19 protein-coding genes are annotated in these 23171 nt (G+C 73.7%); 13 read left to right on the top strand and 6 right to left on the bottom strand.

Annotated features, from left to right (window positions below):
- The first annotated feature begins 41 nt into the window (after window positions 1-41).
- The 7 genes from ACFXI4_RS04855 to cobI are packed head-to-tail and all read left to right on the top strand — an operon-like array spanning window position 42 to window position 10976.
- Complete coding sequence (locus ACFXI4_RS04855) at window positions 42-992, top strand: cobalamin biosynthesis protein (RefSeq protein WP_384988215.1); 951 nt, start codon at window positions 42-44, stop codon at window positions 990-992.
- Window positions 989-2524 carry a cobyric acid synthase gene (locus ACFXI4_RS04850; protein WP_362724335.1) on the top strand — a complete coding sequence of 512 codons (1536 nt, stop codon included), beginning with the start codon at window positions 989-991 and terminating at the stop codon, window positions 2522-2524. The genes ACFXI4_RS04855 and ACFXI4_RS04850 overlap by 4 nt, the downstream gene beginning before the upstream one ends.
- On the top strand, window positions 2521-6174 hold the full coding sequence (cobN, locus tag ACFXI4_RS04845; protein WP_384988212.1) for a cobaltochelatase subunit CobN: 3654 nt from the start codon (window positions 2521-2523) through the stop codon (window positions 6172-6174). The genes ACFXI4_RS04850 and cobN overlap by 4 nt, the downstream gene beginning before the upstream one ends.
- Window positions 6171-8171 (top strand): putative cobaltochelatase, encoded by a 2001-nt coding sequence (locus tag ACFXI4_RS04840; protein ID WP_384988210.1) that lies wholly within the window; start codon window positions 6171-6173, stop codon window positions 8169-8171. Before cobN ends, ACFXI4_RS04840 begins: the two co-directional genes overlap by 4 nt.
- Window positions 8171-8770 carry a cob(I)yrinic acid a,c-diamide adenosyltransferase gene (cobO, locus tag ACFXI4_RS04835; protein WP_384988208.1) on the top strand — a complete coding sequence of 200 codons (600 nt, stop codon included), beginning with the start codon at window positions 8171-8173 and terminating at the stop codon, window positions 8768-8770. Before ACFXI4_RS04840 ends, cobO begins: the two co-directional genes overlap by 1 nt.
- Entirely contained in the window at window positions 8770-10248 is a 1479-nt protein-coding gene (locus ACFXI4_RS04830) for a cobyrinate a,c-diamide synthase (protein WP_384988206.1), read from the top strand. Before cobO ends, ACFXI4_RS04830 begins: the two co-directional genes overlap by 1 nt.
- A complete protein-coding gene (gene cobI / locus ACFXI4_RS04825) occupies window positions 10245-10976 on the top strand; it encodes a precorrin-2 C(20)-methyltransferase (RefSeq protein ID WP_384988204.1) in 732 nt (243 codons plus the stop codon). The genes ACFXI4_RS04830 and cobI overlap by 4 nt, the downstream gene beginning before the upstream one ends.
- 5 nt (window positions 10977-10981) lie before the next feature.
- Here cobI and ACFXI4_RS04820 read toward each other — a convergent pair whose 3' ends face one another.
- A complete protein-coding gene (locus tag ACFXI4_RS04820) occupies window positions 10982-11710 on the bottom strand; it encodes a ZIP family metal transporter (protein ID WP_384988202.1) in 729 nt (242 codons plus the stop codon).
- A gap of 84 nt (window positions 11711-11794) precedes the next feature.
- On the opposite strand from ACFXI4_RS04820, the gene cobM reads away from it, so the two are divergent.
- The 6 genes from cobM to cobC are packed head-to-tail and all read left to right on the top strand — an operon-like array spanning window position 11795 to window position 18175.
- Entirely contained in the window at window positions 11795-12643 is an 849-nt protein-coding gene (gene cobM, locus ACFXI4_RS04815; RefSeq protein WP_384988200.1) for a precorrin-4 C(11)-methyltransferase, read from the top strand.
- A complete protein-coding gene (cbiE, locus tag ACFXI4_RS04810; RefSeq protein ID WP_384988198.1) occupies window positions 12640-13908 on the top strand; it encodes a precorrin-6y C5,15-methyltransferase (decarboxylating) subunit CbiE in 1269 nt (422 codons plus the stop codon). Before cobM ends, cbiE begins: the two co-directional genes overlap by 4 nt.
- On the top strand, window positions 13905-15608 hold the full coding sequence (gene cobJ / locus ACFXI4_RS04805) for a precorrin-3B C(17)-methyltransferase (protein WP_384988196.1): 1704 nt from the start codon (window positions 13905-13907) through the stop codon (window positions 15606-15608). The genes cbiE and cobJ overlap by 4 nt, the downstream gene beginning before the upstream one ends.
- Window positions 15605-16189: a precorrin-8X methylmutase gene (locus ACFXI4_RS04800; RefSeq protein WP_384988194.1), complete on the top strand. Its 585-nt coding sequence runs from the start codon at window positions 15605-15607 to the stop codon at window positions 16187-16189. The genes cobJ and ACFXI4_RS04800 overlap by 4 nt, the downstream gene beginning before the upstream one ends.
- The gene (locus tag ACFXI4_RS04795) at window positions 16186-17109 is read left to right on the top strand and encodes a sirohydrochlorin chelatase (RefSeq protein ID WP_384988192.1); all 924 of its coding nucleotides are present in this window, start codon (window positions 16186-16188) and stop codon (window positions 17107-17109) included. The genes ACFXI4_RS04800 and ACFXI4_RS04795 overlap by 4 nt, the downstream gene beginning before the upstream one ends.
- The gene (gene cobC, locus ACFXI4_RS04790; protein WP_384988322.1) at window positions 17099-18175 is read left to right on the top strand and encodes an Rv2231c family pyridoxal phosphate-dependent protein CobC; all 1077 of its coding nucleotides are present in this window, start codon (window positions 17099-17101) and stop codon (window positions 18173-18175) included. Before ACFXI4_RS04795 ends, cobC begins: the two co-directional genes overlap by 11 nt.
- A gap of 108 nt (window positions 18176-18283) precedes the next feature.
- Here cobC and ACFXI4_RS04785 read toward each other — a convergent pair whose 3' ends face one another.
- From ACFXI4_RS04785 to ACFXI4_RS04765, 5 genes are all read right to left on the bottom strand, one after another.
- Window positions 18284-19189 carry an SCO1860 family LAETG-anchored protein gene (locus ACFXI4_RS04785; RefSeq protein ID WP_384988190.1) on the bottom strand — a complete coding sequence of 302 codons (906 nt, stop codon included), beginning with the start codon at window positions 19187-19189 and terminating at the stop codon, window positions 18284-18286.
- A gap of 142 nt (window positions 19190-19331) precedes the next feature.
- Window positions 19332-20423: an amidohydrolase family protein gene (locus ACFXI4_RS04780; protein WP_384988187.1), complete on the bottom strand. Its 1092-nt coding sequence runs from the start codon at window positions 20421-20423 to the stop codon at window positions 19332-19334.
- Window positions 20424-20669: 246 nt separating this feature from the next.
- Window positions 20670-21455 (bottom strand): amino acid ABC transporter ATP-binding protein, encoded by a 786-nt coding sequence (locus ACFXI4_RS04775; RefSeq protein ID WP_384988185.1) that lies wholly within the window; start codon window positions 21453-21455, stop codon window positions 20670-20672.
- Window positions 21452-22285, bottom strand: coding sequence for an amino acid ABC transporter permease (locus tag ACFXI4_RS04770; RefSeq protein WP_384988183.1), 834 nt, complete (start codon window positions 22283-22285; stop codon window positions 21452-21454). Before ACFXI4_RS04770 ends, ACFXI4_RS04775 begins: the two co-directional genes overlap by 4 nt.
- Complete coding sequence (locus ACFXI4_RS04765; protein ID WP_384988181.1) at window positions 22282-23136, bottom strand: ABC transporter substrate-binding protein; 855 nt, start codon at window positions 23134-23136, stop codon at window positions 22282-22284. Before ACFXI4_RS04765 ends, ACFXI4_RS04770 begins: the two co-directional genes overlap by 4 nt.
- Between the last annotated feature and the right edge of the window lie 35 nt (window positions 23137-23171).

Genomic DNA, 23171 nt, shown 5'->3' with positions numbered 1-23171 from the left:
GAGTACCCGGCCCATTCCCGCCCCCGCGGCCGGCTGAGCCGATGGGTGCCGGTCGCGTCTTCGCGTACGGCGCCGCCGCCGGCCTTCTCGGCGATCTGCTGCTCGGCGATCCGCGCCACGGGCATCCGGTCGCCGCGTTCGGACGGGCGGCCGGGGCAGTCGAACGGGTGCTGTGGCGGGACCACCGCGGCTGGGGCGCGCTGCACACCGCTGTCTGCGCCGGTGGCGCCGTGGCTCTGGGCGCCCTTGCCCAGCGGCTCGTACGGCCGTCCACCGCCGCGTCCGTCGCGCTCACCGCGAGCGCCACCTGGGCCGTCGTCGGGGGCACTTCACTCGCCCGTGAGGCCGGGGTCATCGGGCGCGCCCTGGAGGCGGGGGACGTGGCGGCCGCCCGGGACCGGCTGCCGCATCTGTGCGGACGGGATCCGCAGGCCCTGGACGCCGACGGGATCGCCCGGGCCGTCGTGGAGTCCGTCGCCGAGAACACCAGCGACGCGGTCGTGGGTGCGCTGGTGTGGGGGGCCGTCGGCGGGGTGCCGGGACTGCTCGGGTTCCGGGCCGTCAACACCCTGGACGCCATGGTGGGGCACAGGTCGGCCCGCTACCGGCGGTACGGGTGGGCCTCGGCGCGGCTGGACGACGTGGCGGGGTGGCCGGGGGCCCGGCTCACCGCCGTACTGGCCGCCGTCGCCGGAGGTGACACCAGGGGGGCCGTGCGGGCCTGGCGGTCCGACGCGGCGAACCACCCGAGTCCCAACGCCGGGCCGGTGGAGGCGTCGTTCGCGGGAGCGCTCGGCGTACGGCTCGGAGGGACGTTGTCGTACGGAGGGCGGGTCGAGCACCGGCCGGTGCTGAACGGGGAGGGACGGGCTGTGGAACTCGCCGACATCGGGCGGGCGGTGCGGTTGTCACGCCGGGTGGGGTGGCTGGCGCTGGGGGTGAGCGCGGCGGGAGCCCTGCTGCGCGGAGCGCGTCCGGGGAGGACCTCATGAACAACGGCGGTCTGCTCGTGGCCGGTACCACCTCCGACGCCGGCAAGAGCGTCGTCACCGCCGGTATCTGCCGGTGGCTGGTGCGCCAGGGCGTCAAGGTCGCGCCGTTCAAGGCGCAGAACATGTCCCTCAACTCCTTCGTCACCCGCGAGGGTGCCGAGATCGGGCGGGCGCAGGCCATGCAGGCCCAGGCCTGCCGGGTGGAGCCGACCGCGCTGATGAACCCCGTGCTGCTCAAGCCGGGCGGCGAACAGAGCAGTCAGGTCGTGCTGCTGGGGAAGCCGGTCGGTGAACTGAGCGCGCGGGGCTACCACGGGGGACGGCAGCAGCGGTTGCTCGGGACCGTGCTCGACTGTCTCGCCGAGTTGCGGGGCACGTATGACGCGGTGATCTGTGAGGGGGCGGGCAGTCCGGCGGAGATCAACCTGCGCCGGACCGACATCGTGAACATGGGGATCGCACGCAACGCGCAGATTCCCGTGCTCGTCGTCGGCGACATCGACCGCGGGGGTGTGTTCGCCTCCTTCTTCGGCACCGTCGCCCTGCTCTCCCCCGAGGACCAGGCCCTCGTCGCCGGATTCCTCGTCAACAAGTTCCGGGGCGACGTCTCCCTGCTGGAACCCGGCCTGGACATGCTGCACGGGCTGACCGGGCGGCACACCTACGGCGTCCTGCCCTTCCGCCACGGGCTCGGTATCGACGAGGAGGACGGGCTGAGGGTCTCGCTGCGCGGGACCGTCCGGGAGTCGAGCACGGCCCCGCCCGTCGGTGCGGACGTGCTGCGGGTCGCCGTCTGCGCCCTGCCCCTGATGTCCAACTTCACGGACGTGGACGCGCTGGCCGCCGAACCGGGTGTCGTGGTGCGGTTCGTGGACCGGCCGGAGGAACTCGCCGACGCCGACCTCGTCATCGTCCCCGGTACCCGGGGGACGGTCCGGGCTCTGGAGTGGCTGCGGGAACGCGGCCTCGCGCGGGCGCTGGAGCGCAGGGCCGTCGAGCAGCGGCCCGTCCTCGGCGTCTGCGGGGGCTTCCAGATCCTCGGCGAGCACATCGAGGACGACGTCGAGAGCCGCCGGGGCCACGTCGACGGGCTCGGGGTGCTGCCCGTACGCGTCCGGTTCGCCCGGGAGAAGACGCTCACCCGGCCCGTCGGGGAGGCCCTCGGCGAGCGGGTCGAGGGGTACGAGATCCATCACGGGGTCGCCGAGGTCACCGGAGGGGAAGCGTTCATCTCCGATGGCCGGGGAGACAGCCTGGACGGGTGCCGGGTCGGCCAGACCTGGGGCACCCACTGGCACGGTTCCCTGGAGTCGGACGGTTTCCGCCGGGCCTTCCTGCGCGAGGTGGCGGCCGCCGCGGGCCGCCGGTTCGTGCCGGCCCCCGACACCTCCTTCGCCGCGCTGCGCGAGGAACAGCTCGACCGGCTCGGCGACCTGATCGAACAGCACGCGGACACCGACGCGCTCTGGCGGCTCATCGAGTCGGGCGCGCCGCAAGGACTGCCTTTCCTTCCACCGGGAGCGCCCGCATGAGCACTGTGTTGTTGTTGTCGACCGCCGACACCGATCTGCTGGCGGCCCGGGCCGCCTCCGGTGCCGGCTACCGGATCGGCAATCCGACGCGCGTCGACGTCACGGAGGAACTGCCCGCGCTGATCGAGGGCGCGGACATCGCCGTCGTACGGCTGCTCGGCGGCAGGCGGGCCTGGGAGGACGGGCTCGCCGCGCTCCGGGCCGCCGGGATCCCGACCGTGCTCCTGGGCGGCGAGGCCGTGCCGGACGCCGAGCTGATGGCCGAGTCGTCGGTGCCGGCCGGTGTGGTCGCGGAGGCGCTGCGCTATCTCGTCGAGGGCGGGCCCGCGAACCTCCTCGAACTGTCCAGGTTCCTGTCCGACACCGTGCTGCTGACCGGCGAGGGGTTCGCCGAGCCGCGGAAGATGCCCGAGTTCGGGGTGCACGGATCGTACGAGATCCGGGCCGGTCGCCCCACGGTCGGCGTGCTCTTCTACCGGGCCCACGAACTCAGCGGCAACACCGCCTTCGTGGACACCCTGTGCGAGGCGATCCAGGCGCGGGGCGCCAACGCCCTTCCGGTGTACTGCGGTTCGCTGCGCGGCGCGGACGCCGGGCTGTACGAGATCCTGGCCGGTGCGGACGCGCTGGTCGCCACCGTGCTGGCGGCCGGCGGCACCCACGCCTCGCAGGCCTCGGCCGGCGGTGACGAGGAGGCCTGGGACATCGGGGCGCTCGCCGACCTGGACGTCCCGGTGCTGCAGGGCCTGTGCCTGACCTCCTCCCGGCAGGCCTGGGGCGAGTCCGACGCCGCCCTCTCCCCCATGGACGCGGCGATGCAGGTCGCCATCCCGGAGTTCGACGGCCGTCTGATCACCGTGCCGTTCTCCTTCAAGGAGCAGGGGCCGGACGGCGTCCCGGTCTACGTCGCCGACCCCGAGCGGGCCGGGCGCGTCGCCGGGATCGCCGTCCGGTACGCCGGGTTGAGGCACAGGCCGAACGCGGAGAAGCGCGTCGCGCTGGTCTTCACCGCCTACCCGACCAAGCACTCGCGGGTCGGCAACGCGGTCGGTCTGGACACGCCCGCCTCGGCGGTACGGGTCCTCGACGCCCTCAAGGAGTCCGGGTACGGCGTGACCGAGTACCCGTCCGGCGGTGACGAGTTGATCCACCGTCTGATCGAGGCCGGCGGGCACGACGTGGAGTGGCTGACGGAGGAGCAGCTGGCCTCGGCGCCCGCGCGGGTACCGCTCGCCGACTACCAGGCGTGGTTCGACAAGCTCGACCCGGCGCTGCGGGACGCGATGACCGAGGCGTGGGGCGAGCCGCCGGGCTCTCTCTACGTCGACGGGGAGGACATCGTCCTCGCCTCCCTGCGGTTCGGGAACGTCGTCGTGATGATCCAGCCGCCGCGCGGCTTCGGCGAGAACCCGATCGCGATCTACCACGACCCGGACATGCCGCCGTCGCACCACTACATGGCCGCCTACCGGTGGCTCGACCACTCCTTCGGCGCGGACGCGATCGTGCACATGGGCAAGCACGGCACGATGGAGTGGCTGCCCGGCAAGGGGCTGGGGCTCGGGGCCGGCTGCGCGCCGGACGCGGTCCTCGGCGACCTGCCCCTGATCTACCCGTTCATCGTCAACGACCCCGGCGAGGGCACCCAGGCCAAGCGGCGCGGGCACGCCACCGTGGTCGACCACCTGGTCCCGCCGATGGCCCGTGCCGACACCTACGGCGACCTGGCCAAGCTGGAGCAGCTGCTCGACGAGTACGCGCTGGTGTCCGACCTGGACCCGGTGAAGGCTCCGGCCGTGCGGGCGCAGATCTGGACACTGGTCAAGGCGGCCGAACTCCACCACGACCTGCATGTGGACGACCAGCCGGACGACGCCGACTTCGACGCGTTCGTCATGCACATCGACGGCTACCTGTGCGAGATCAAGGACGTGCAGATCCGCGACGGCCTGCACATCCTCGGCGGCGGACCGGTCGCCGAGGCGCGCGTGAACCTGGTGCTGGCCGTGCTGCGGGCCTCGCAGGTGTGGGGCGGGCAGGCCAACGCGCTGCCGGGGCTCAGGGCCGCGCTGGCCGCCCACTTCGGCCTGGTGGAGAAGGAGTTGCTGGCCGAGCCCGGCGCGCCCCTGAAGGTGCCGGTCGAACTCTCCGATCTGGTCGAGGGTCCGTCCCGCACGGCAGCCGACGCCGTCGACCTGCTGGAGCAGCTGTGCCGGCGGATCGCGGAAGGGATGGAGGAGCGCGGCTGGGCGGTCGCGGACAGCCGTTCCCTCGTCCGTGACGTCCTCGGCACCGAACTGCCGGACGCCGTGGCGGTGCTGGAGTTCGCCTGCACGGAGGTCGTGCCCCGGCTGGCCCGCACCACGGACGAGATCGGCCACATCCTCAAGGCGCTCGACGGCGGTTACGTCCCGGCGGGACCGTCCGGCTCCCCCACCCGCGGGCTGGTCAACGTCCTGCCGACCGGCCGCAACTTCTACTCGGTGGACCCCAAGGCCATCCCCTCCCGGCTGAGCTGGGAGGTCGGCCAGTCGCTGGCCGACTCGCTGGTGCAGCGCTACCTCCAGGACACCGGCGCCTACCCGAAGTCCGTCGGACTGACGGTGTGGGGCACCTCCGCGATGCGCACCCAGGGTGACGACATCGCCGAGATCCTGGCGCTGCTGGGCTGCCGTCCGCTCTGGGACGAGGCGTCACGCCGCGTGACCGGCTTCGAGGTGGTCCCGCTGGACGAACTGGGCCGGCCGCGCATCGACGTCACGGTCCGGATCTCCGGCTTCTTCCGGGACGCGTTCCCGCACGTGGTCGGGCTGATCGACGACGCCGTGCGCGCGGTCGCCGAGCTGGACGAACCCGCCGACCGGAACTACGTGCGCGCCCACGCCGACGAGGACACCGCCGGGCACGGCGACCGGCGGCGCGCCACCGCCCGTATCTTCGGCTCCAAGCCGGGCGCGTACGGCGCGGGCCTGCTGCCGCTGATCGACGCCCGCAACTGGCGCTCCGACGCCGACCTCGCCGAGGTGTACGCCGTCTGGGGCGGGTACGCCTACGGGCGCGGGCTCGACGGGCGCGCGGCGCGCGGGGACATGGAGACCGCGTTCAGGCGGATCGCGGTCGCCGCGAAGAACGTGGACACCCGCGAGCACGACCTGGTCGACGCCGACGACTACTTCCAGTACCACGGCGGGATGGTGGCGATGGTGCGCCATCTGACCGGTGCCGGCCCCGAGGCGTACGTGGGTGATTCGGCCACCCCCGACCAGGTGCGGACCCGCACCCTCGGCGAGGAGACGCACCGCGTCTTCCGGGCGCGGGTGGTCAACCCGCGGTGGATGGCGGCCATGCGGCGGCACGGCTACAAGGGCGCCTTCGAGATGGCCGCGACCGTCGACTACCTCTTCGGCTACGACGCCACGGCCGGGGTCGTGGACGACTGGATGTACGAGAAACTCAGCGCGGAGTACGTCTTCGACGCGGAGAACCGGGACTTCATGAAGAAGTCCAACCCGTGGGCGCTGCGCGGCATCACCGAACGGCTCCTGGAAGCCGCCGACCGGGGCCTGTGGGCCGAGCCGGACGCCGACACCCTGGAGCGGCTGCGCGCCACCTACCTGGAGCTGGAAGGCGACTTGGAGGGCGACCAGTGACCACCCCCTTCCCCTTTGCGGCCGTCGTGGGTCAGGAGGACCTGCGGCTGGCCCTGCTGCTGAACGCCGTGTCCCCGGCGGTCGGCGGTGTGCTGGTACGCGGCGAGAAGGGCACGGCCAAGTCCACGGCGGTACGCGCCCTTTCGGTGCTGCTGCCGACCGTGGACGTCGTCGCCGGCTGCCGCTTCTCCTGCGACCCGGCCGCCCCGGACCCGGCCTGCCCGGACGGGCCGCACAACCCGCCCGGCGCCTTCGAGTCCCGCCCGGCGCGCATGGTCGAACTGCCGGTGGGCGCCTCCGAGGACCGGCTGGTCGGCGCCCTCGACATCGAACGGGCCCTGGCGGAGGGCGTGAAGGCGTTCGAGCCGGGCCTGCTGGCCGACGCCCACCGGGGCATCCTCTACGTCGACGAGGTCAACCTCCTCCACGACCACCTGGTCGACCTGCTGCTGGACGCGGCCGCGATGGGCGCCTCCTACGTGGAGCGCGAGGGCGTCTCGGTACGGCACGCGGCGAAGTTCCTGCTCGTCGGCACCATGAACCCCGAAGAGGGCGAGCTGCGGCCGCAGTTGCTGGACCGGTTCGGCCTGACCGTGGAGGTGGCCGCCTCGCGCGAACCCGGCCAGCGGGTGGAGGTGGTCCGCCGGCGGCTCGCCTACGACGACGACCCGGCCGGTTTCGCGGCCCGCTGGGCCGACGAGGAGGCCGTCCTACGGCAACGGATCGTGGCGGCACGGGCGTTGCTTCCGTCGGTGCGGCTGGGCGACGGTGCGCTCCGGCAGATAGCGGCGACCTGTGCGGCCTTCGAGGTCGACGGCATGCGCGCCGACATCGTGATGGCGCGGACCGCCACCGCGCTGGCCGCGTGGGCCGGGCGGACCGAGGTGCTGGCGGAGGACGTCCGGCAGGCCGCGCTGCTCGCGCTGCCGCACCGCAGGCGCCGCAACCCCTTCGACGCGCCCGGACTCGACGAGGACAAGCTGGACCAGACGCTGGAGGAGTTCTCCGGCGAGTCCGGGTCCGAGGACGACGATCCCGGTCCGGACGGTCCCGGCGGGGGCGGCGGGCGGCCGGCGCCCGACGACGACCCGCAGGGCGGCGACACGGGTGCGCGGCCCGAGGCCGGGAAGGACGGCGAGCCGCAGGCCCCCGGCGGCGGCTCGGGCGAGCAGGCGCCGACGCGGGCCGCCGAGCCCTTCCGCACCAAGGTCCTGACGGTGCCGGGGATCGGTGCGGGCGCCGCCGGGCGGCGCTCCCGGGCCCGCACCGAGCACGGCCGTACGACGGGTGCGCGGCGGCCCCGGGGCGCTCTGACCAAGCTGCACCTGGCGGCGACCGTGCAGGCCGCGGCCCCGCACCAGCGGGCGCGCGGGCGGTCCGGCCCCGGCCTGGTGGTCCGGCGGGACGATCTGCGGCAGGCGGCCCGGGAGGGCCGCGAGGGCAACCTCGTGCTGTTCGTGGTCGACGCGTCCGGGTCGATGGCGGCCCGGCAGCGGATGAGCGCCGTGAAGGGAGCCGTGCTGTCGCTGCTGCTCGACGCGTACCAGCGGCGGGACAAGGTGGGGCTGGTGACCTTCCGGGGCCCGGCCGCCGAGGTGGCCCTGCCGCCGACCTCGTCGGTGGACGCGGCGGCGGCCCGGCTAGAGGCGCTGCCGACCGGGGGGCGTACGCCCCTCGCCGCCGGGCTGCTCAAGGCGCACGACGTGCTGCGGGTGGAGCGGCTGCGGGATCCGGCGCGGCGGGCCCTGGTGGTCGTGGTGACGGACGGGCGGGCCACGGGCGGCCCCGAGCCGGTCGCGCTCGCCGGGCGGGCGGCCCGGCTGTTCGCCGCCGACCGGGTCGCCTCGGTGGTCGTGGACTGCGAGTCGGGGCCGGTACGGCTCGGGCTCGCCCGGGAGCTGGCCGGTGAGCTGGGCGGTACGGCGGTGACGCTCGACGAGTTGCGGGCGGACTCGATCGCCGGGCTGGTCAAGGACGTGCAGAGGAGGGTCGCGTAATGCCGCAGGGACAGCCGGGTGTCGTACCGGACGACGGGCTGACGACGCGTCAGCGTCGTAACCGGGCTCTTGTCGTCGTGCACACGGGCGTCGGCAAGGGGAAGTCCACCGCCGCGTTCGGGCTCGCGCTGCGCGCCTGGAACCAGGGGTGGCCGATCGGGGTGTTCCAGTTCGTCAAGTCGGCGAAGTGGAAGGTCGGCGAGGAGCGGGCGCTGCGGGTGCTCGGCGACTCCGGGGAGGGCGGGTCCGTCGCCTGGCACAAGATGGGCGAGGGCTGGTCCTGGGTGCAGCGCGACGCGCAGGCGGACAACGAGGACAAGGCCCGGGAGGGCTGGGAGCAGGTCAAGCGGGACCTGGCGGCCCAGACGTACCGGTTGTACGTGCTGGACGAGTTCGCCTACCCCATGCACTGGGGGTGGGTGGACACCGACGAGGTCGTCGAGGTGCTCCGGAACCGGCCCGGGAACCAGCATCTCGTGATCACCGGGCGGAACGCGCCGCAGCGGCTGGTGGACTTCGCCGACCTCGTCACCGACATGTCCAAGGTCAAGCACCCGATGGACGTGGGACAGAAGGGGCAGAGGGGCATCGAGTGGTGATGCGCTCCGTCCCACGGCTGGTCATCGCCGCGCCGTCGTCCGGCAGCGGCAAGACCACCGTCGCCACGGGGCTGATGGCCGCGTTCGCCGCGCGAGGGCTCGCCGTGTCCCCGCACAAGGTCGGACCGGACTACATCGACCCCGGGTACCACGCGCTCGCGACCGGGCGCGTGGGGCGGAACCTCGACGCGTACCTGTGCGGGCCCGACCTGATCGGGCCGCTGTTCGCCCACGGTGCGCGCGGCTGCGACATCGCCGTGGTCGAGGGCGTGATGGGGCTGTACGACGGGGCCGCCGGGGAAGGCGAACTGGCGTCCACCGCCCAGGTCGCCAAGCTGCTGCGGGCGCCGGTGGTGCTGGTCGTGGACGCCTCCTCGCAGTCGCGGTCGGTGGCCGCGCTGGTGCACGGGTTCGCCTCGTGGGATCCACAGGTGCGGGTCGCGGGCGTGATCCTGAACAAGGTGGCGTCGGACCGGCACGAGGCGTTGCTGCGGGAGGCGCTGGAGTCGTCCGGGGTGCCGGTGTTCGGGGTGCTGCGGCGGGTGGCCCAGGTGGATACGCCCTCGCGGCACCTGGGGCTGGTGCCGGTCGCCGAGCGGCGGGGTGCGGCGCTGGACGCGGTGGCGGCGATGGCGGCGCAGGTCTCCGACGGGTGTGACCTGGAGGCGCTGCTGGGACTGGCACGGGGTGCGGGGGTGTTGCCGGGCGAAGCCTGGGACGCGGCCGAGGCGGTTTCCTCGCCCCCGCCGCCCCTGCCCGTCCCGTCCCCGGGGGCCGATGCCCCTTCGGCCCCCGCTTCGGGGGCTGCCGCCCCCGTGCCCCCGCTTCGGCCTGAACGGCCTCGTCCTCGAACGCCGGACGTACCGGGGGGCATGCGGCCCGTCGTCGCCGTCGCCTCCGGGGCCGCCTTCACCTTCTCCTACGCGGAGCACACCGAACTGCTGGCTGCCGCCGGGGCCGACGTCGTGCCCTTCGACCCACTGCGTGATGAGCAACTGCCGGACGGAACAGTCGGGTTGGTCGTAGGCGGGGGTTTCCCCGAGGTGTATGCCGCCGAGCTGTCCGCCAACGAGTCGCTGCGCAGGGCGGTCGGCGACCTCGCCCAGAGCGGTGCTCCGGTCGCCGCCGAGTGTGCCGGGCTGCTCTATCTCTGCCGGGAGCTGGACGGGCGGCCGATGTGCGCGGTGCTCGACGCGTCCGCCCGGATGACCGAGCGGCTGACTCTGGGCTACCGGGACGCCGTGGCCGTGAACGACAGTGTGCTGGCGGTCGCGGGCACGCGGATGCGGGGGCACGAGTTCCACCGCACCGCGGTCGAGCCGGGGGCCGGTGCGGCGCCCGCGTGGGGTGTGCGCACCCCGCGGCCGCGGGTCGAGGGTTTTGTACAGCGGGGCGTGCACGCGAGTTATCTGCACACGCACTGGGCGTCCGAGCCCGGTGTGGCCCGAAGGTTCGTGGAGAGGTGCCGGACGTCATGAGCAGCAGGCTGATCGGAGTCGGGGTGGGTCCCGGTGACCCCGAACTGGTGACCGTGAAGGGCGTCAACGCCCTGCGCGCCGCCGAGGTGGTCGTCGTACCCGTGATGGACAGCGGTGAACGGGGACGTGCCGAGGCGACCGTGCTGCACCACGTCGGCGCGGAGAAGGTCGTCCGGGTCGTGTTCGCACTGAACGAGCGCGGTGACCGGGGGCGGCGCGAGGCCGCCTGGGACGCGGCCGGCGCCAGGGTCGCGGAGTTGCTGCGCGAGCGCGGCTCCGTCGCCTTCGCCACCATCGGGGATCCGAACGTCTACTCGACCTTCACCTATCTCGCGCAGACCGTCACCGGGCTGGTCGAGGACGTGGTCGTGGAGACCGTGCCCGGCATCACCGCCATGCAGGACCTCGCCGCCCGGTCCGGTGCCGTGCTCACCGAGGGCACCGAGCCGCTGACGCTGGTGCCGGTGACGGCGGGTGCCGAGGTGCTGAAGGACGCGCTGAGCGGGCCGGGGACGGTCGTGGCGTACAAGTTCGGGCGGCAGGCCGGGGCGGTCGCCGAGGCGCTGCGGGAGACCGGGCGGATCGGGGACGCCGTGTGGGGGTCGGCGCTGGGGCTCGACGAGGAGTCCATCCGCCCCGCCGCCGAGCTCGACGGCGCCCCGCTGCCGTACCTCTCCACGCTCATCGCGCCGCCGCGCCGGGACGGTGGCAGAGGCGGGAAACTGTGAGCGCCTCAGCCCGAGATGCCCACCACCAGCCAGATGAAGGCGGCACCGGCCACCGTGCACAGCAGGGTGGAGCGTGCCGGGTGTTCATGGTGGGCCTCGGGCAGGATCTCGGCCGCGGCCAGATAGAGCAGGACACCTCCGAAGAGGCCGAGATAGCCGCCGAGCACGGCCTCGGGAATGGTGAGGAAGACGGTGGACAGGGCACCGACGACGGGTGCGCAGGCGTCGGCGACCAGCATGCCCATCGCCCGGCGGCGCGCGTTGCCGTAGAGGCTCGTGATGGTGAAGGTGTTGAAGCCGTCCGCGAAGTCGTGCGCGATCACGGCCAGCGCGACCGCGGTGCCCATCCCGCCGCCCACCTGGAAGGCCGCGCCGATCGCCACGCCGTCCATCGCGCTGTGCCCGACCATCGCGCCGGCCGCCGTCAGACCCACCTCGGGCGCCCGGTGACCGTGCTCGTCGCCGCCGTGCGCGGCCTGGCGCAGCGCCAGGGTGCGTTCCACCAGATGGGCCAGCAGGAAGCCCGCCACGAAGAGCAGCAGGGCGGCCGGTACGCCGAAGACCTCCCGGCCGGCCGCACGCAGCGCCTCCGGCAGCAGGTCCAGGCCGACCACCCCGAGCATCAGGCCGCCGGCCAGGCCCAGGACCAGGTGGCGACGGTCGGTCACGCGCTGTGCCGTCCAGCCGCCGGCCAGCGTCATCAGGAACGCGCCGAGCGCGACGAAGACCGCCATGTGCCCTTGCTATCCGATCGACCGGCCTCAGCGCACATCCAGCAGCGCCTGTAACACCCTTTGTCCAGAGAGGACCGAATTTCCATGGCCGATGCCGCCGCCTCCGCCGCCGTCCCCGGCGACGCCCCGACCGGCAAGGTGACCTTCGTCGGTGCCGGTCCCGGCGCCGCCGATCTGCTGACGTTCCGGGCCGCGCGCGCGATCGCCGAGGCCGACGTGGTGATCTGGGCCGCGAGCCTGGTCCAGGCGGAGGTGCTCCAGCACGCGCGCGAGGACGCGGAGATCCTCGACTCCGCGACGATGTCGTTGGAGGACGTCGTCGCCGTGTACGAGCGGGCCCGGGCGCGGGGGCTGCGGGTCGCCCGGATCCACTCCGGCGATCCGGCCCTTTGGGGCGGCACCCAGGAACAGGTCGACCGGTGCGCCGGGATCGGTGTCGAGGTCGAGATCGTGCCGGGTGTGTCCTCCTTCTCGGCCGTCGCCGCGCTCGCCCAGCGCGAGCTGACCATTCCCGAGGTCGCCCAGTCCGTCGTCCTGACCCGGCTCGGTGGCGGCAAGACGCCGATGCCGCCCGGCGAGGAGGTACGGGAGTTCGCCCGGCACGGCACCACCATGGCGGTCTTCCTCTCGGCGGCGCGCAGCGGGCAGCTGGTGCGGGAACTGCTGGAGGGCGGTTATCCGACGTCCACACCGGTGGTCGTCGCCCACCAGGCGACCTGGCCGGAGGAGCTGGTCGTGAAGTGCACGATCGGCACGCTGGAGGAGACGGTCAAGGAGCACAGGCTCTGGAAGCACACCCTGTTCCTGGTCGGCCCCGCCCTGGACGCCCACGGCACCCGCTCGCACCTCTACCACCCCGGCCACTTCCACGGATTCCGCAGGGCCGACCCCGAGGCCCGGCGGGCCCTGCGGGAGCGGGGGGCGAGTACGTGATCACGGTCATCGGTACGGGCACGGGCACGCCGCTCGCGGCGGACGCGCTGGCCGGGGCCGAGCTGGTGGTCGGCGGGCGGCGGCACCTGGACGCGGCCCGGCTGCCGGAAGGGGCCGAGCGGATCGTCCTCGGGCCGCTGGCACCCGCGCTCGACACCGTCGAGGAGTACGTCGCCAAGGACCGGTCCGTGGCCGTGCTGGCCTCCGGCGACCCCGGGTTCTTCGGGATCGTGCGGGCGCTGGCCGAGCGGTTCGGGCCGGAGCGGCTGGAGGTGCGGGCCGGGGTGTCGTCCGTCGCCGCCGCGTTCGCACGGGTCGGGCTGCCCTGGGACGACGCGGTGGTGGTGAGCGCCCATGGGCGGCAGCCGCGCACGGCGGTCCAGGTGTGCCGGGCGCATCCCAAGGTGGCGGTGCTGACGGGGCCGGGAGCCGGCCCGGCGGAGCTGGCGGCCGCGGTGCCGGCGGACCGGCTGCTGGTGGTGGCGAGCGCGCTCGGTGATCCGGAGCGGGAGCGGGTGGAGCGCATCACGCCCGCCGAGGCCGCCGGCCGCGACTGGGGAGCGGACGTCAGTGTGGTGCTGTGCCTGGACGAGGCCCGGACGCTCGGCGCGGTGCGTACCGTCGCCGGGGTGTCCGCCGGACCGGCCGGATGGGCCCTGGACGAGGGGGAGTTCGCGCACCGGGACTCGATGATCACCAAGTTCGAGGTGCGGGCGCTGGCGCTGGCCCGGCTCGGGCCGCGCCTCGGCGACCTGGTCTGGGACGTCGGTGCCGGCTCCGGGTCCGTCGCGGTGGAGTGCGCGCGACTGGGGGCGGCCGTGGTCGCCGTGGAGAAGGCCGCGGACGGGGTCGCGCGGATCGCCGCCAACGCGCGGGCGCACGGCGTGTACGTGGACGTGGTGCACGGTACGGCGCCCGATGCCCTGGTCGCACTCCCCGATCCCGACGCCGTGTTCGTCGGCGGCGGCGGGCGTGAGCTGGCCGGCGTGGTCGGTGCCTGCGCGCTGCGGGCCCGGCGGACGGTGGTGGTCGCGCTGGCCGCCCTGGACCGGGTGCCGGCCGCGCGCGAGGCGCTGACCGGTGCCGGGTTCTCCTGCGACGGGGTGCTGCTGCAGTCGTCGCGTCTCGCGCCGCTGCCCGGGAACGTCACACGGCTGGCCGCGGCCAATCCCGTGTTCCTGCTGTGGGGGAATCGCATCCCCCGTTCCGAAGAACCCTACGAAAACCTCTCCGAGGACCCCACCGAAGAAGGAGTTGCTCAGTGATCGGCCTCATTTCCGCCACCGCGGCGGGGGCGGTGGCACGCGACCGGCTGGCCGCGGCGTGGCCGGACCGCACGCGGGTGTACGACGGCCCGGTCGGGGACGCCGTGCGGTCCGCGTTCGCGGAGTGCGGGCAACTGGTGTGTTTTCTGGCCACGGGCGCGGTGGTCCGGCTGATCGCCCCGCTGCTGGGCGACAAGACGGCCGACCCGGGTGTGGTCTGCGTCGACGAGGGCGGGCGGTTCGCCGTGTCCCTGGTCGGCGGGCACGCGGGCGGCGCGAACGGACTCGCCCGGGAGGTGGCCGAGGTACTGGAGGCGCAGCCGGTGGTGACCACCGCGACGGACTCCGCCGGACTGCCCGGCCTGGACACCCTGGGCTTCCCGGTCGAGGGCTCGGTGGCGGCCGTGTCACGGGCGTTCCTCGACGGCGAACCCGTCGCCCTGCGCGCCGACTCGACGTGGCCGCTGCCGGCGCTGCCGCTCGCCGAGGAGGGCGCGTACACGGTCCGGCTGACCGACCGCGCGGTCGAACCCGCCGAGCGTGAGGTGCTGTTGCGCCCGCCGTCCCTGGTCGTGGGCGTCGGCGCCTCCCGGGGCGCGCCCGCCGAGGAGGTGCTCGCCCTGATCGAGGGGGCGTTGCGGGACGCGGGGCTCTCCCCCCGCAGCGTCGCCGAACTCGCCACCGTCGACGCCAAGGCCGAGGAGCCCGGCATCGTGGCGGCGGCCGCACGCCTCGGGGTCGCCCTGGTGACGTACACCGCCGAGGAGCTGGCCGGGGTGCCGGTGCCCCACCCCTCGAACGCGCCCCTGGCCGCGGTCGGCACCCCGTCCGTCGCGGAGGCCTCGGCCCTGCTGCGCGGCGGCGAACTCCTGGTGCCCAAGCGGAAGTCGGCCCCCGAGGACGGCCGGCCGGCCATGGCGACCTGTGCCGTCGTACGACGGCCGCCGCGCGGGCGGCTCGCGGTCGTGGGGCTCGGACCCGGCGCCCGTGACCTGCTCACCCCGCGGGCCAGGGCCGAACTGCGGCGCGCCTCCGTGCTCGTCGGGCTCGACCAGTACGTCGACCAGATCCGCGACCTGCTGCGGCCCGGTACCCGCGTCCTGGAGTCGGGGCTCGGCGCCGAGGAGGAGCGGGCCAGGACCGCGGTCGCCGAGGCTCGTGCCGGGCACGCCGTCGCCCTGATCGGCAGCGGCGACGCCGGCGTGTACGCGATGGCCTCCCCCGCGCTCGCCGAGGCCTCCGACGACATCGACGTGACCGGCGTCCCGGGTGTCACCGCGGCACTCGCCGCCGGGGCCGTCCTCGGCGCGCCGCTCGGCCACGACCACGTCTCCATCAGCCTGTCCGACCTGCACACGCCGTGGGAGGTCATCGAGCGCCGGGTGCGCGCGGCGGCCGAGGCGGACATCGTGGTGACCTTCTACAACCCGCGCTCCCGGGGCCGCGACTGGCAGCTCCCGAAGGCGCTCACGATCCTCGCCGGGCACCGTGAGCCGACGACGCCCGTCGGTGTCGTACGCAACGCCTCGCGCCCCGACGAGTCGAGCCGGGTGACCACCCTGGGCGCGCTGGACCCGGCGTGGGTCGACATGATGACCGTCGTGACCGTCGGCAACACGGCGACCAGGAACGTCGCCGGACGGATGGTCACCCCGCGCGGATACCGCTGGCAGGAGAGCGCTCCGGAGGGGGCCGAGTGAACCGGGTCGTCCACCCCATCGAGGAGGAGTCCTTCCGGCGGCTGCGTGCCCGCCTGGACACCTCGCACTTCCCGCCGCTGACCCGCGCCGTGGTGGAGCGGGTCGTCCACTCCGCCGCCGACCTGGAGTACGAGGCCGACCTCGTGACCGACGAGGGTGACCTGGCGGTGGCGCACGCCGCGCTGCACGCCGGGGCGCCGGTCGTCGTGGACGTGGAGATGGTCGCCGCCGGGATCACCCGCCGGAAGACCGTGTGCCGGCTGCGTGACGCCGAGTCCGGTCCTGGGCTCACGCGTTCGGCGCACGCGATCCGGCTGGCCTACGAGGAGGTCGGGCCCGGCGCCCTGTGGGTGATCGGCAACGCGCCCACCGCCCTGGAGGAGCTGCTGACGCTGGACGCCGCCCCCGCGCTCGTCATCGGTCTGCCCGTCGGCTTCGTCGGCGCCGTCGAGTCCAAGGCCGCGTTGCGGGCGAGCGGGCTGCCCGCCGTCAGCAACGTGTCCGAGAAGGGCGGCTCGGCGGTCGCCGCCGCCGCGCTCAACGCCCTGCTGTACCACCCCACTTCCGAGGAGACGCTGTGACCACTCCGCCCGCCCTGCTCATCGCCGGCCACGGCACCCGGGACGAAGCCGGAGCCGAGGCGTTCCGGGACTTCGTACGGGAGCTGGGCCGCCGCCACCCCGAACTGCCCGTCGCCGGCGGCTTCATCGAACTGTCCCCGCCCCCGCTGGGCGAGGCGGTCGCCGAACTGGTGGAACGGGGCGTACGGCGCTTCGCCGCCGTACCCCTGATGCTGGTCTCGGCCGGGCACGCCAAGGGCGACATCCCGGCCGCGCTGGCCCGCGAGAAGGAACGGCACCCGGGGATCTCGTACACCTACGGGCGTCCGCTCGGTCCGCACCCCGCGCTGCTGACCGTGCTGGAACGGCGCCTGGACGAGGCCCTGGGCGCCGGTGCGGGACGCACCCCGCTGGACCGCGCCGACGTGACCGTGCTGCTGGTGGGCCGCGGTTCCACGGACCCCGACGCCAACGCCGAGGTGCACCGGGCGGCGCGGCTGCTGTGGGAGGGGCGCGGCTACGCCGGTGTGGAGACGGCGTTCGTGTCGCTGGCCGCGCCGGACGTGCCGAGCGGACTCGACCGGTGCCTGAAACTGGGCGCGCGCCGGATCGTCGTGCTCCCGTACTTCCTGTTCACCGGGATCCTGCCGGAGCGGGTGCGGCAGCAGACCGAGGGCTGGGCGGCCGCGCGTCCCGAGGCCGAGGTCCGTTGCGCGGACGTCATCGGGCCCGAGCCGGAACTGCTCGACCTGGTGATGGAGCGCTACCGGGAGGCGGCCGCGGACGAGGTGCGGATGAACTGCGACTCGTGTGTGTACCGGATCGCGCTGCCCGGCTTCGAGGACAAGGTGGGGCTGCCGCAGCAGCCCCACTTCCATCCCGACGACGACCACCAGCACGGGCACCACCATCACCACGGCGGGCATGCGCATGCGCACTGACGGCGGCTCCGAGGGCGCGCACGAGCTGCGGCACCACGGCGACGCCGAGGTCCGTGACGACGGTTCCGCCCTGATAGACCTCGCGGTCAACGTACGGGCCGACACGCCTCCGGCCTGGCTGCGGGAACGGATAGCGGGATCGCTGGGCGGTCTGGCGGCCTATCCCGACGGTCGGGCGGCACGGGCGGCGGTCGCGGCGCGGCACGGGCTGCCGGTGGAACGGGTGCTGCTGACGGCGGGCGCGGCCGAGGCGTTCGTGCTGCTGGCGCGCGCGCTGAAGGTGCGCCGGCCGGTGGTGGTGCATCCGCAGTTCACCGAGCCGGAGATGGCGCTGCGGGAGGCGGGGCACACCGTGGGCCGGGTGCTGCTGCGGGAGGCGGACGGGTTCCGGCTCGATCCGGCGGCCGTGCCTCAGGACGCCGACCTGGTGGTGATCGGCAATCCGACCAATCCGACGTCGGTGCTGCATCCCGCGGACACCGTCGCCGGGCTCGCCAGGGCCGGGCGGACGCTGGTGGTGGACGAGGCGTTCATGGACGCGGTGCCCGGTGAGCGGGAGGCGCTGGCCGGGCGGACCGACGTGCCGGGGCTGGTGGTGCTGCGGAGCCTGACGAAGACGTGGGGGCTGGCCGGGCTGCGGGTCGGCTATGTGCTGGCCGCGCCGGAGATCGTCGCCGAGCTGGCCAGGGCGCAGCCGCTGTGGCCGGTGTCGGCGCCGGCGCTGGTGGCGGCCGAGGCGTGCGTGGCGCCGCGCGCGCTGGCGGAGGCCGCGCACGCGGCCCACCGGGCAGCGGCCGACCGGGCCCATCTGGTGGCGGGTCTCGAGGAGTTCGCGCCGGAGGGGGTGCGGGTGGCGGGGCCCGCGGAGGGGCCGTTCGTACTCGTCCGGATGGCCGGGGCGGCCGCGGTGCGGCGGCAGTTGCGGGTGCTGGGGTACGCGGTACGGCGGGGGGACACGTTTCCGGGACTGGACGAGGAGTGGGTGCGGATCGCGGTGCGGGACCGGGGGACGGTCAACGGGTTCCTGCAGGCGCTGGACCGGGCGCTGAGTCTGGTCCGGGGGTGAGCAGGGCGGGGACCGCGCCCTCTTGTCGGGTGCCGGTTGTCCGTGGCTGGTCGTGCCCGCGGGGCGGTAGCCGCGGATCGGCCACCGCCCCGCACCCCTGAAGGGGCGCTATCGCCGGCGCCGGGTCAGCGCCACCGCTCCGCCACCCGCCGCGACCAGGGCCAACGCGCCCCCGGCCACGTACGGCGTCACCGAACTCCCGCCCGTCTCCGCCAGCTTCGTCTCCTTCGCCGGGGCGCCCTGGGGCTTGACGTCGGTCACCGGGTCGGCGGGGTCCGACGGGGCGGCCGGGGCCGGCGGTGTCTCGCAGGTCGCCTTCGCCAGGGTCAACGTTCCTTCCACGTCTGCCACGTTCAGCTTCAGCGGGTTCACCGAGACCTTCAGTTCCAGGGCGCTGGCCGCGGCCGTCGTCGACGTCGTCTCGCGCTTGGACAGGTCGAGGCGGACCTCGCCGACGCCCGGGACCTTGACGTCGGTGGGGCCGCCCGCGCTCAGCGTCACCCGCTTGCCGAGGACCGTGACGGCGCCGAGCACGTTCGCCGAGGCCACCGGCTGCTTGCCGGTCTCGCAGGTGGCCTTGGAGGTGACCGTGTCGAGTTCGACGAGAGACAGCAGGGGCAGGCCGGGCAGGTGCAGCCGGGCGTGCGCGAGGTGGACCGAGCCTTCGGCCAGTCCGTCGGAGACCGTCGCCTTCGCCGAGGCGACGTCGGCGCCCAGGACGCTGAACGGCTTGCCGCCGTCCACTCCGTCGAGGGTGGCGGTCAGCGCGGTGCGGTCGGCGCTCCGCGGTGCCCGGACCTCGTTCAGGGTGACCGCGAGCGGGACGTTCACGGTCTTGTTCAGGAGGGAGACGTCCAGGCCGGTGCGGAGGACGACTGCGCTCGCGCGACCCTGGTCGGTGGTCGCGTGTGCGGTCCCCGCGCCGGCCAGGGCCGCGGGACCGGCGGCCAGGGCGGCGGCCGTCGCGACGGTCGCGAGACGGCGTGCGGGCATGCGGAATGTGTCGCTGTTCAAGGTGGCGGGACCCCCAGAGGAAACTTGCTCGGGACCCGCCAAGAATTACGCACCGTGGGTGAACAGGCGGCGATCCTGCGTGACTTCACTCATTAGTGGACTTTCCGCGCACGCATTCGACCAGCCGGGCACAGGTGTTCCCTTACTCCACGACCTGCCCGTTCAGCACCACCCGGCGGGGGGACGCGAGGACGCGTACGTCCGCGCGCGGATCGCTCTCGTACACCACCAGGTCCGCCGGTGCGCCCTCCTCCAGGCCTGGCCTGCCGAGCCAGGCGCGGGCGGCCCAGCTGGTCGCGGCGAGCGCCTCGACGGGCGGGATCCCGGCGGTGACGAGTTCGGCGACCTCGCCCGCGACCAGGCCGTGGGCGAGGGAGCCGCCGGCGTCGGTGCCGACGTACACCGGGATGCCGGCGTCGTAGGCGGCGCGGACGGTGTCGTAGCGGCGTGCGTGGAGCCGGCGCATATGGGCCGACCAGCGCGGGAACCTGGCGTCGCCGCCGGCCGCGAGGCTCGGGAAGGTGGCGATGTTGACGAGGGTCGGGACGATGGCGACCCCTCGTTCGGCGAAGAGCGGGATCAGCTCCTGCGTCAGGCCCGTCGCGTGCTCGATGCAGTCGATGCCGGCCTCGACCAGGTCCTGCAGCGAGTCCTCGGCGAAGCAGTGGGCGGTGACCCGGGCGCCGAGCCGGTGCGCCTCCGCGATCGCCTCCTGCACCGCGTCCCGCGGCCAGCTGGGGGCCAGGTCGCCGAGGTCGCGGTCGATCCAGTCGCCGACCAGCTTGACCCAGCCGTCGCCGCGCCGGGCTTCCTGGGCGACGTGGGCGACCAGGTCCGCCGGCTCGATCTCGTGGGCGAAGTTCCTGATGTAGCGGCGGGTGCGGGCGATGTGGCGGCCGGCCCGGATGATCTTCGGCAGGTCCTCGCGGTCGTCGACCCAGCGGGTGTCGGACGGCGATCCGGCGTCCCGGATCAGCAGCGTGCCTGCCTCGCGGTCGGTGAGGGCCTGCTTCTCGGCGGTGGCCGCGTCGACCGGGCCGTGCGGGCCGAGGCCGACGTGGCAGTGGGCGTCCACGAGACCGGGGAGCGCCCAGCCCTCGACGGTCGTGATGTCACGGGCGCCGGCGGGACGGTCGTGGCAGACGCGGCCGCCCACCACCCACAGTTCGTCACGGACGTCCTCGGGTCCCACGAGGACCCGGCCCTTCACGTGCAGCACCGGTTGATCGCTCATGGGGGTCAGCCTAGGACGACCGGGAGTCCGTCCCCGATGCGGCTCAGCAGCCGGCCGCCGTGCACCCGGCGCCGCACAGGCAGCCGCCGACGAGGCCGGGGCTGAACTCCCCCGGCAGGACGGTCGCCCGCGACCACGGCCGGGCCGGTGTGCACGTCGCAGGACGCCTCGCAGAGGTTCTCTCCACACGACGTGCGTGCATGGCCGAACCCCCGCGCACGGCCCCGGCGGCCGGGCCCCGGCCGGCTACTTCGGGGACTCCTCCTCCACCTGCGCCATGGCCGGGTCCAGCAGCCGGGACAGGAAGTGGCGGGTGCGCTCGTGCGTGGGGTCGCCGATCACCTGGTCCGGTGTGCCGTCCTCGATCACGACTCCCCCGTCCATGAAGACGACCCGGTCGGCGACCTCGCGCGCGAAGGACATCTCGTGGGTGACCACCATCATGGTCATGCCCTCCCGCGCCAGCATCCGCATCACCGCCAGCACGTCCCCGACCAGCTCCGGGTCGAGGGCCGAGGTCGGCTCGTCGAAGAGCATCACCTCGGGGCCCATCGACAGCGAGCGGGCGATCGCCACCCGCTGCTGCTGGCCGCCGGACAGCGCGGCGGGGTAGGCGTTCGCCTTCTCCGACAGGCCCACCCGCTGGAGGTTCTCGGCGGCCACCCGTGCCGCCGTCGCCCTGTCCCGCCTCAGGACCCGGCGCTGCGGCAGCGTGAGATTCTCGGTCACCGTGAGGTGCGGGAAGAGGTTGAACTGCTGGAAGACCATGCCGATACGGCGGCGTACGGCGTCGATGTCGACGTCGGGATCCGTCAGCTCGGTGCCGCCGACGAACACCTGGCCCTCGGTGGGCTCCTCCAGGAGGTTGACGCAGCGGAGCAGCGTGGACTTCCCGGAGCCGGACGGGCCGATGACGCACACGACCTCGCCCCGGCGGATCTCCAGGTCGATGCCGCGCAGCACCTCGTTGTCGCCGAAGGACTTGTGCAGGTCCTTGACCTGGATCTCGGGTCGGCTCGGGTCGGATGTCATCGCACGGCCTCCTGGGCCTTCCCCTCCATGCGGCGCACCAGGAAGCCGAGCGGGATCGTGACCAGCAGGTAGCACAGTCCGGCGACCAGGATCGGGGTGGAGTTGGCGGTCGTACTGGCCAGGTCGCGGCCGTACTTGGACAGTTCGCGTTCCTCCAGGGTGACACCGAGGAACAGGACCAGGGAGGAGTCCTTGAAGAGGAGCACCAACTCGTTGGTCAGCGGCGGGAGGATGATCCGGAACGCCTGCGGGATCACGATCGAGACCATCGCGCGGGCGGGTGAGAAGCCCAGCGAACGGGCCGCCTCCAACTGCCCCCTGGGGACCGCCTGGATGCCCGCGCGGATCGTCTCGGCCATGTACGCGGCGGCCACCAGGCCCAGGGCGAGCGCCACCTTGCCGTAGGTGCCGCCGACGATCTCGGTGCCGGGGAAGGCGAGCGGGACGACGACCCCGATGAAGATGAAGATCAGCAGGGCGGGCAGGCCGCGGAAGATCTCGATGTAGATGCCGGCCAGCCAGCGGTAGGGGCCGACGGAGGAGAGCCGCATCAGCGCGATCACCATGCCGAGCGCCAGGCCGACGGCGAAGCCGGAGAGCGTGTAGAGCACGGTGTTCTTCAGCGCCAGCGTGATGACGTCCGGGAACATCTGCTTGGCGATGCTCCACTGCGCGAACTGGTTCTTCAGCCGCCCCCAGTCGGCGCCGGCCGCGAAGGCGATCACGGCGGCCACGAAGACGACGTACTGCGCGCCGCGGAAGAGGCGGCGCTTCTGGCGCCGGCTCAGACCCTTCCTGCGGGGCTGGAGTCCGGTCTCCGCGGCGGTCATGAGGCGGCCGCGGAGGCCGCGGAGGTGTCGTACGGCCCGATCCACTTCTCGTAGAGCTTCTGGTAGGTCCCGTCGGCCTTGGCGTCGGCGATCGCCTTGTCGACGGCGGCCAGCAGCTTGGTGTTGCCCTTCTTGACCGTGAAGCCGTACTGCTCACCGGTGTTGATCTGTCCGGCGACCTGGAAGGCTGCGGCGTTGGCCTTGTCCTTCAGCCAGCCCTGGACCACCGGGTAGTCGATGACGACGGCCTTGACCTGGCCGGTGCGCAGTCCGTTGAGGACGGCGTCGGAGGACTCGAAGGAGACCGGGTCGAAGCCCTGCGCCTTCGCGTAGTCCTCGCCGGTGGTCTGCGCCTGTGTGCCCAGCTTCACCCTCTTGGCCTTGGCGTCGGCGAGCGAGGTGATGCCGCTGCCCTTGGCGACGAGCAGGGCCTGGGTGGCGTCGAAGTACGGGACGGAGAAGTCGACGTTCTTCTTGCGTTCGGCGGTGATGGTCATGCCGGCCGCGGCCAGGTCGCACTCGCCGGAGTTGAGGAAGGCGCCGGTCTTGAAGTTCTCGAACGGTGTGTCGAGGATCTGCTGCTTCACGCCGAGGTTCTTGGCGACCAGGTCGATCATCGACACGTCGAAGCCCTGCACCTTGCCGTCGATCTCCGACTGGAAGGGCGGGTACGGCAGGTGGGTGCAGGTGGTGAGCTGACCGGCCTTGACGAGTTCGACCCCGCCGGCGGCCGTTCTGGAGGCGCTGGAGCCGTTGCCGCTCGACGTGCAGCCGGCCACGAGGGCCAGCCCGGCCGCGGCGGTGACGGCGGCCAGGGCACGAGCCCGGCGGTACCCGAGGAGCGTGGTCACGAGACCTCCCGTGAGTCTGTGATGGAGCTTTGCAT

The organism is Streptomyces sp. NPDC059224, from assembly GCF_042754285.1.
Taxonomy (GTDB): domain Bacteria; phylum Actinomycetota; class Actinomycetes; order Streptomycetales; family Streptomycetaceae; genus Streptomyces.
The sequence above is the reverse complement of the archived record's forward strand: the minus strand, read 5'-3'. Positions and strand labels throughout refer to the sequence as shown.